The organism is Chryseobacterium candidae, from assembly GCF_004916905.1.
GTDB lineage: Bacteria > Bacteroidota > Bacteroidia > Flavobacteriales > Weeksellaceae > Chryseobacterium > Chryseobacterium candidae.
In genome coordinates this window covers 21,742-29,673 of sequence record NZ_SDLV01000005.1, presented here as the reverse complement: position 1 = coordinate 29,673, position 7,932 = coordinate 21,742, and the positions used below count along the sequence as shown (strand labels likewise).

General features: G+C 38.3%; 5 protein-coding genes. All 5 read left to right on the top strand.

Translation table 11 applies throughout. The features are described from left to right. Positions 1–496 precede the first annotated feature (496 nt). The 5 genes from EK417_RS03570 to EK417_RS03545 all read left to right on the top strand — a co-directional run bounded on the left by EK417_RS03570 (position 497) and on the right by EK417_RS03545 (position 7,889). A complete protein-coding gene (locus EK417_RS03570; RefSeq protein WP_110367805.1) occupies positions 497–1,819 on the top strand; it encodes a sigma-54-dependent transcriptional regulator in 1,323 nt (440 codons plus the stop codon). 437 nt (positions 1,820–2,256) lie between these two features. Further along, the gene (kdpA, locus tag EK417_RS03560) at positions 2,257–3,951 is read left to right on the top strand and encodes a potassium-transporting ATPase subunit KdpA (RefSeq protein WP_136521355.1); all 1,695 of its coding nucleotides are present in this window, start codon (positions 2,257–2,259) and stop codon (positions 3,949–3,951) included. 175 nt (positions 3,952–4,126) lie between these two features. Next, positions 4,127–6,166, top strand: a complete 2,040-nt coding sequence (gene kdpB / locus EK417_RS03555; RefSeq protein ID WP_110367803.1) for a potassium-transporting ATPase subunit KdpB — start codon at positions 4,127–4,129, stop codon at positions 6,164–6,166. Positions 6,167–6,176: 10 nt separating this feature from the next. Further along, entirely contained in the window at positions 6,177–6,734 is a 558-nt protein-coding gene (kdpC, locus tag EK417_RS03550; RefSeq protein WP_136521354.1) for a potassium-transporting ATPase subunit KdpC, read from the top strand. A gap of 69 nt (positions 6,735–6,803) precedes the next feature. Further along, on the top strand, positions 6,804–7,889 hold the full coding sequence (locus EK417_RS03545) for a porin (RefSeq protein WP_136521353.1): 1,086 nt from the start codon (positions 6,804–6,806) through the stop codon (positions 7,887–7,889). The last annotated feature ends 43 nt before the right edge of the window (positions 7,890–7,932 follow it).

The following is a 7,932-nucleotide window of genomic DNA, read 5'->3' as shown; positions in this document are numbered from 1 at the left end:
CTTATGATGGACAGTATACACTCCAGTTGTCACTCCATAGGAGTCTCAACAAAGTATTAGCACATAACTCAAGTATTACTTTTGCTTTTTTAACCTTTTAACTCTTAAGACTCTAATAAAGTTGGCTGGATTCCTGCGGAATGACACAGTAGGAAAGAAGCAGTCCAAATAAAAAGAAATACCCCATTGCAACCAATAACGCTATTGGAAAAGATAACCAAGGAATCCGTATCCCGAACTTCGTTACATCATTTTATAATTTATCATTGATGATTCATTCACCATCCTAGCCCCGATAGAAATGATTACCCCACAGCTTGTGTTGGAGAGTTGCTGGGTTTGAGTGTGGGAAAGCACAGGCGCGAGGAGTATGAATGGATAGCGGGAAACAGCTCCTGAAATCTCAAGAGTCCTTTAGTAAACTATTTCCTTCTATAACTCTATTTTACTCGAATAAATTCAATAAGTTTGTACTAGTTTTCCAAAAATAATTATAATGTCAGGAAATATTCTGATCATCGATGATGAGATCAAACTCCTTAAGTTACTAGGAATGATCCTTTCCCAAGAGAATTTTAATGTAAAAGAAGCTTCTACGGCACGGTCGGCAATGACAATGCTGGAGCAATATGAGTTTGATGTCGTTCTGAGTGATGTGCGTCTCCCTGATGCTTTTGGTGTAGAGCTTGTAAAGTCTATCAAGAATAAATATCCTCAAATTGAAATTATTCTTATGACTGCATTTGGTAATATTACAGATGCGGTGCAGGCTATGAAGAATGGAGCTTATGATTATCTGGTGAAAGGAGATGATAATGAGAAAATAATTCCGTTGGTATATAAAGCTCTTGATAAGGTGAAAGATAACAAATCAAGAGTTGTTCAGCAGGCTGTGACAAAAGGATTTGATCAGATTATCGGTAAATCTCCATTAATTTTGCAGGCTAAGAAATTGGCTGAAAAAGTGGCTTTAACGGATGCGGCTGTTCTTCTTACAGGTGAAACAGGTACGGGGAAAGAGGTTTTTGCCAGCGCTATTCATGAAGGGAGCGACAGAAAGAAAAACAGCTTTGTGGCTATCAACTGTTCAGCATTTAGTAAAGAAATTCTGGAGAGTGAGCTTTTTGGTCACAAGCAAGGTGCTTTTACAGGTGCAGTGAAAGATAAAAAAGGATTGATTGAAGAAGCTAACGGAGGAACTCTGTTTCTGGATGAAATTGGTGAGATGCCTATAGAACTCCAGGCAAAGCTTCTCAGGGTTTTGGAAACCAGGGAATTTATCAAAATGGGTGAAACTAAAGTTTCAAAGTCAGATTTCAGATTAATTGCAGCAACCAACAGAGATCTGGAAGATGAAATAAAGCAGGGAAACTTCAGAGAAGACCTTTATTTCAGGCTGAATGTCTTTGAGATCACACTTCCTCCATTAAGAGAAAGAAAAGAAGACCTAAAGGCAATTGCCAGGCATTTTATTGATATTTTTTCTCATAAACTTCATCTGACAGCGGTTCAGGTAGATCCGGACTATTACAAAGCACTGGAGAAAAATGACTGGAAAGGGAATATCCGTGAATTGAGAAATACCGTAGAACGAAGCCTGATTTTAATGGATAACAATGTCCTTGATGCAGAGAGTCTTCCTCATTATTCTGAAAAAACAGCTCCGGAAAGTGATTCTCTAAGCATCAGGTCGCTTGAGAAGATACATATACAAAAAGTATTGCAGTATACTAAAGGAAATAAAGCAGAAGCTGCCCGTCTCCTTGAGATCGGCATTGCCACCTTATACCGGAAGCTTGAAGAATACGGATTAAAATAAAACGATTATCATTTTAATAAAGAGCCTATCATTTTGATAGGCTTTTCTGTTTTTATATAGTGAGGTGTTTTAGTTTAACATGCTATTAGTCAGTGTTTTGACTGTTTGTTTTTCAAAATGGACCTTCTTTTGGCATATAGTCTCTGAATAAAATATTTAAAAATGACAATTTCAAGAAAAACGTTTAAAAAACGGGAGCACTCGACTTTTAGTCTGCTGATTGTATCGTACGTATTGTTAACCCTTTTAACCCTAATGATTAAGATATGATGCTCATAAGTTTAATGCTGCTTTTTGCAGTATTGTTTTGGCTTTTATATAAATCAGTTGAATTTTTTGATAGAATATAAATTATGTGGAGTTTATTTTTCCTCTCAATACTTGCCTTTGTGTATATCTGTTATGTTTTAATGAAACCTGAAAAATTTTAATTGATCATGAATACAGAAATTTTAGGCGTTATAGCAATGTTTGCTATTACATTAGTTATCGGAATTTTTTTAGGAAAATATATAGCTAATATCTATGGATACAAAAAAACTTTTCTTGATCCGGTTTTTGAACCTGTTGAAAAGTTAATTTATAAAATATCGGGTATTAATCCTACCCGTCAGATGAATTGGAAACAGAATATGTACGCCATGCTGGCCATTAATCTGATCTGGTTCATCATTGGCTTTCTTCTTTTAATGAATCAGGCCTGGCTTCCTTTAAATCCAGATGGAAACCCGAATATGTCGCCTGATCTGGCTTTTAATACCACCATTTCATTCTTAGTGAACTGTAATTTACAGCACTATTCAGGAGAAACAGGAGTAAGTTATCTGAGCCAGCTTTATCTGATGTTTTTACAGTTTGTTACGGCTGCAACGGGAATGGCGGCTATGGCTGTTCTTTTCAAAGCTTTTAAAGAAAAAACAAGTACTGAACTTGGGAATTTCTATGATTTTTTTACAAAATCAATGATCAGAATTCTGGTTCCGATAAGTGTAATTGTTGCTTTAATACTTTCCATCAACGGAAGTCCGATGACTTTCGAAGGAAAGGATCATGTTATAACACTTGAAGGGCAAAAAGCAGATGTTTCCAGAGGGCCTGTATCTGCATTTGTTGCGATTAAGCACTTAGGAACTAATGGAGGTGGATTTTTCGGAGCGAACTCAGCACATCCGCTTGAAAATCCTAATTATATGACCAATATGACAGAAATGGTCACTCAGATGATCATTCCGTTTGCCCTGGTATTTGCCCTGGGTTTTTATCTGAAGAAAAGAAAATTGTCATGGGTGATTTTTACCGTAATGACCGTTGGTTTTCTGGCGCTTACCATTCCGAATATTGTAAATGAAACGGGAGGGAATCCTTTGATTACACAAATGGGAGCAGACAGCAGCCTCGGTGCCATGGAAGGTAAAGAAATCCGCTTCGGAAGTGCAGCATCCGGTTATTGGAGTATTGCAACCACAGTAATTTCAACGGGATCAGTGAACTCAATGCATGACAGTACTATGCCTCTTTCGGGGATGAATGAACTTTTGGCAATGATGATCAACTGCTTTTACGGAGGCTGCGGAGTCGGAATTCTGAACTATTTCATCTTTATCATTCTGGCCGTGTTTATCAGTGGTCTTATGGTAGGAAGAACGCCTGAGTTTATGGGTAAAAAGATTGAAGCCAAAGAAATGAAGATTGCGATGATTGTGGCTTTATTCCATCCTTTCTTAATTCTTGCAGGAACAGCTTTAACAGCCTATCTGCCGGAATTTGGAGCAAAGACATTGAATAACCCGGGTTTTCATGGTTTCAGTGAAATGCTGTACGAGTTTACCTCTTCAGCAGCGAATAACGGATCCGGATTTGAAGGATTGGGAGACAACACACCATGGTGGAATATCTCGACCGGAATTGTACTGCTGCTCTCAAGATTCATCCCGATCATAGGACCGGTAGCCATTGCAGGACTATTGGCACAGAAGAAATATATCCCTGAAAGTTCAGGAACACTGAAAACAGATACGGCTACTTTCGGATTTATGACCCTGGCAGTGATTCTCCTGATTGCAGCATTATCTTTCTTCCCTGCATTGACATTAGGCCCTATTGCAGAGCAGATTCAGTATTTCTCAAAATAAATATGAACATTAAAATTTAAAATCAATATTCAACCATTAAGGATGCTGAAAAGTTTGAGGAAGCTAGTCTCATACTTACGAAACGTTCACTTAATATTATCCATATCTATCCTTATTATTTGGCAGAACTTAATGGTTACTATTGATTTACAATGATATAAATTCTTTCAAAAAAATGAAAAATCAGTCACAAACATTGTTTCAAAGAGATTTGGTAAACGAAGCGATCAAACAGTCCTTCGTGAAACTGAATCCGAAAATTATGTTTAAAAATCCGGTAATGTTCCTGGTGGAGATCGGAACCATTGTCATGTTTATCGTAAGCATGTTCAGCCTTACCGGTGATCAATCTCAGGGAAGCTTTTCCTATAACTTTTTAGTATTTATTATTTTATTTTTCACCGTTCTGTTTGCCAATTTTGCAGAAGCTATCGCAGAAGCAAGAGGAAAAGCACAGGCTGATACCCTTAGAAAAACAAGGGAAGAAACTCCTGCCAAATTAGTGTTGGATAATAAACCCGGTTTTCAGGTAGAAACAAGGCTGAAGATGTCTGCTGAAATGACATTAGGCGATATTTTCCTTTGTGAGGCCGGAGATCAGATTCCAATGGATGGGGAGATTATTGAAGGTCTTGCTACCATTGATGAGTCTGCTATTACCGGAGAAAGCGCACCTGTTATCCGTGAAGCGGGAGGAGACAAAAGCTCTGTAACAGGAGGTACAAAAGTGCTGTCAGACAGAATTAAAGTAAAAGTAACTACAAAACCGGGAGAATCCTTTCTAGATAAAATGATCGCTCTTGTAGAAGGAGCATCAAGACAGAAAACACCAAACGAAATCGCATTAACCATACTTTTAGCGGGATTCACTCTTACATTTATTATTGTTACCCTCACTTTAAAGCCTTTTGCAGACTACGCGCAGACTCCGATTACCATAGCGGCATTTATATCTCTTTTCGTTTGTCTTATTCCGACAACCATCGGCGGTCTGCTTTCTGCAATCGGGATTGCAGGGATGGACAGAGCATTGAGAGCCAATGTAATTACAAAAAGCGGTAAAGCCGTAGAAACTGCGGGAGATATTGATGTTCTTTTGCTTGATAAAACCGGAACAATCACCATTGGAAACCGTAAGGCAACCCAATTTCATCCTGCCAATGGAATTCAGATTGAAGAATTCATTAAAGCCTCTGCACTAAGTTCCGTAGCGGATGAAACACCGGAAGGAAAATCAATCATAGAACTGAGTGCTTTGAAATCCGAAGATTTATTGGTTTCCAATCCTACTTATATTGATTTTACTGCGGAAACAAGAACTTCAGGAATTGATTTTGATGAAACAAGAATCCGTAAAGGAGCTTATGATACGATAAAAAAACTGACTGAAAAAGCCGGGAATATCTTCCCTCAGGAAACCCAGGATGCGGTAACCAAAATTTCTGAAAACGGAGGAACTCCTCTAGTAGTAGCTGTTAATGAAAAAGTATGGGGCGTTATTGAACTTCAGGATATCATCAAAACCGGAATTCAGGAGCGTTTTCAAAGACTTAGAAAAATGGGAGTAAAAACGGTAATGGTAACCGGAGATAATCCTCTGACAGCAAAATTCATTGCAGAAAAAGCAGGAGTAGATGATTTTATTGCGGAAGCCAAGCCTGAAGATAAGATGAATTACATCAAAAAGGAACAGCAGGAAGGTAAGCTGGTAGCGATGATGGGAGACGGTACGAATGATGCTCCGGCACTGGCACAGGCCGATGTAGGTGTAGCTATGAACAGCGGAACGCAGGCTGCAAAAGAAGCAGGTAACATGGTAGACCTTGATAATGACCCTACAAAGCTGATCGAAATTGTGGAAATCGGAAAGCAGCTGTTGATGACAAGAGGAACGTTGACAACTTTCAGTATTGCGAATGACGTGGCAAAATATTTTGCCATCATTCCTGCACTATTTATTACTTTCATTCCTTCCCTGCAGAAGCTGAATATTATGAATCTTCACAGCCCGGAAACAGCCATCTTATCAGCGGTGATTTTCAATGCAGTGATTATTCCGTTCCTGATTCCGCTGGCATTGAAAGGTGTGGCGTACAAACCAATCGGAGCAAGTGCATTGTTAAGAAGAAACCTTTTGATCTATGGTCTGGGCGGAGTCATTGTTCCATTCATCGGGATCAAAATCATTGATCTGGTAATCAGTTTATTCTATTAAAATTTAAAAAATGAAAAATCATATTGTTTCAGCATTCAGATTAACACTTGTAATGCTGGTGGTGACAGGTATTTATCTGGCTGTAGTATACGGAGGATCTAAAATACTTCCCAACAAAGGAAACGGAGAAGTTATTTATGACAAAGGGCAGAAGCTTTATGCCAATATCGGACAGGAATTCAAATCTGAAAAGTATTTCCACGGCCGTCCTTCTTCTGTCAACTATAATGCAGCGGGAAGTGGTGGAAGCAACAAAGGTCCAAGCAATAAAGAATATCTGGAAACTGTACAGAAAAGAATCGATACTTTGAAAATGGATAATCCTGAAATGGTAAATGCAAAAGTCCCTGTAGAGCTTGTTACAGCCAGCGGAAGCGGCCTGGATCCTGATATTTCTGAAGAAGGAGCATTGTATCAGGCGAAGAGAATTGCAAAAGTGAGAAATATTTCAGAAGCGCAAATTAAAAGCTTAATTAATAATCAGACTGAAAAGCCGTTGTTAGGGCTTTTCGGACCCTCAAAAGTGAATGTTCTGAAGCTTAATATTGCTTTGGATCAATTAAAATAATACATTTAATAAACGATACTCATGGTAAGCTTTTAAACCTTGACATGATTAATATACCTTATAATAAAAGTGAAAAAATATCTAGCTATAGCTACGCTATCAGGGCTGTTTTTAGCCAAAGCACAATCATCAGATTCATTAAAAACTGGCAATAAAGTTACGTTTTCCGCTTATGCAGAACTCTTTTATACCTACGATTTTGATGAGCCCGGAAATCATATGCGTCAAAATTTTCTCTATTCCTATAACAGACATAATGAAATGAATCTTAATCTGGGATTGGTGAAGGCCAACTACCAAAGCGAAAATATCCGCGCCAATATTGCTTTGATGGCAGGAACTTATGCACAAGATAATATGGCTGCGGAGCAAAATGCATTGCGGTATATCAATGAGGCCAACGTAGGGATCAGAATATCAAAAAATAAAAATCTATGGATTGATGCCGGGATCATGCCTTCACATATCGGCTGGGAAAGTGCCATAGGAAGGGATAATTTGAATCTGACAAGAAGTTTGGCTGCCGAAAACTCACCCTATTTCGAAACCGGAGCTAAAATTTCTTATACCTCAGATAATGGGAAATGGTTTTTAAGCGGATTGGTACTGAACGGATGGCAGCGTATTGCCAAACCTGAAGGAAACCAGAGTATTTCTTTCGGACATCAGTTGACTTATAAACCGAATGATAAAATTACCCTGAACAGCAGCTCATTCATAGGAAATGATAAAGCAAAAGAGGACAAAAGGATGCGTTATTTCCATGATTTGTATGGAAGCTTCCAGATAACGGATCAGTTTTCTGCGGTATTAGGATTTGATATTGGTGCAGAGCAAAAATCAAAGGGTAGCGAGCAGTATAATATCTGGTACAGCCCGAATGTTCAGATGAAATATCAATTGGACAACAAATGGGCGCTGGCAGGAAGACTGGAATATTATAATGGTAAAAATGGTGTGATTATCAGTACTGAAACACCTAATGGATTTCAGACTTTCGGATACTCTCTCAATGTAGATTATGCAGTATTCAAAAATGTAGTTTTCCGCACAGAAGCGAGAGGCTTTACTTCAAAAGATGCCATTTTTGCTAAAAATGATGAATTTAAAAAAGGAAATTTCTATATAACATCGAGCTTAGCAGTCTGGTTCTAAAACCGGTTTAGCCACAGAAAAAAGTGCTTAAAGTAAAATTAAA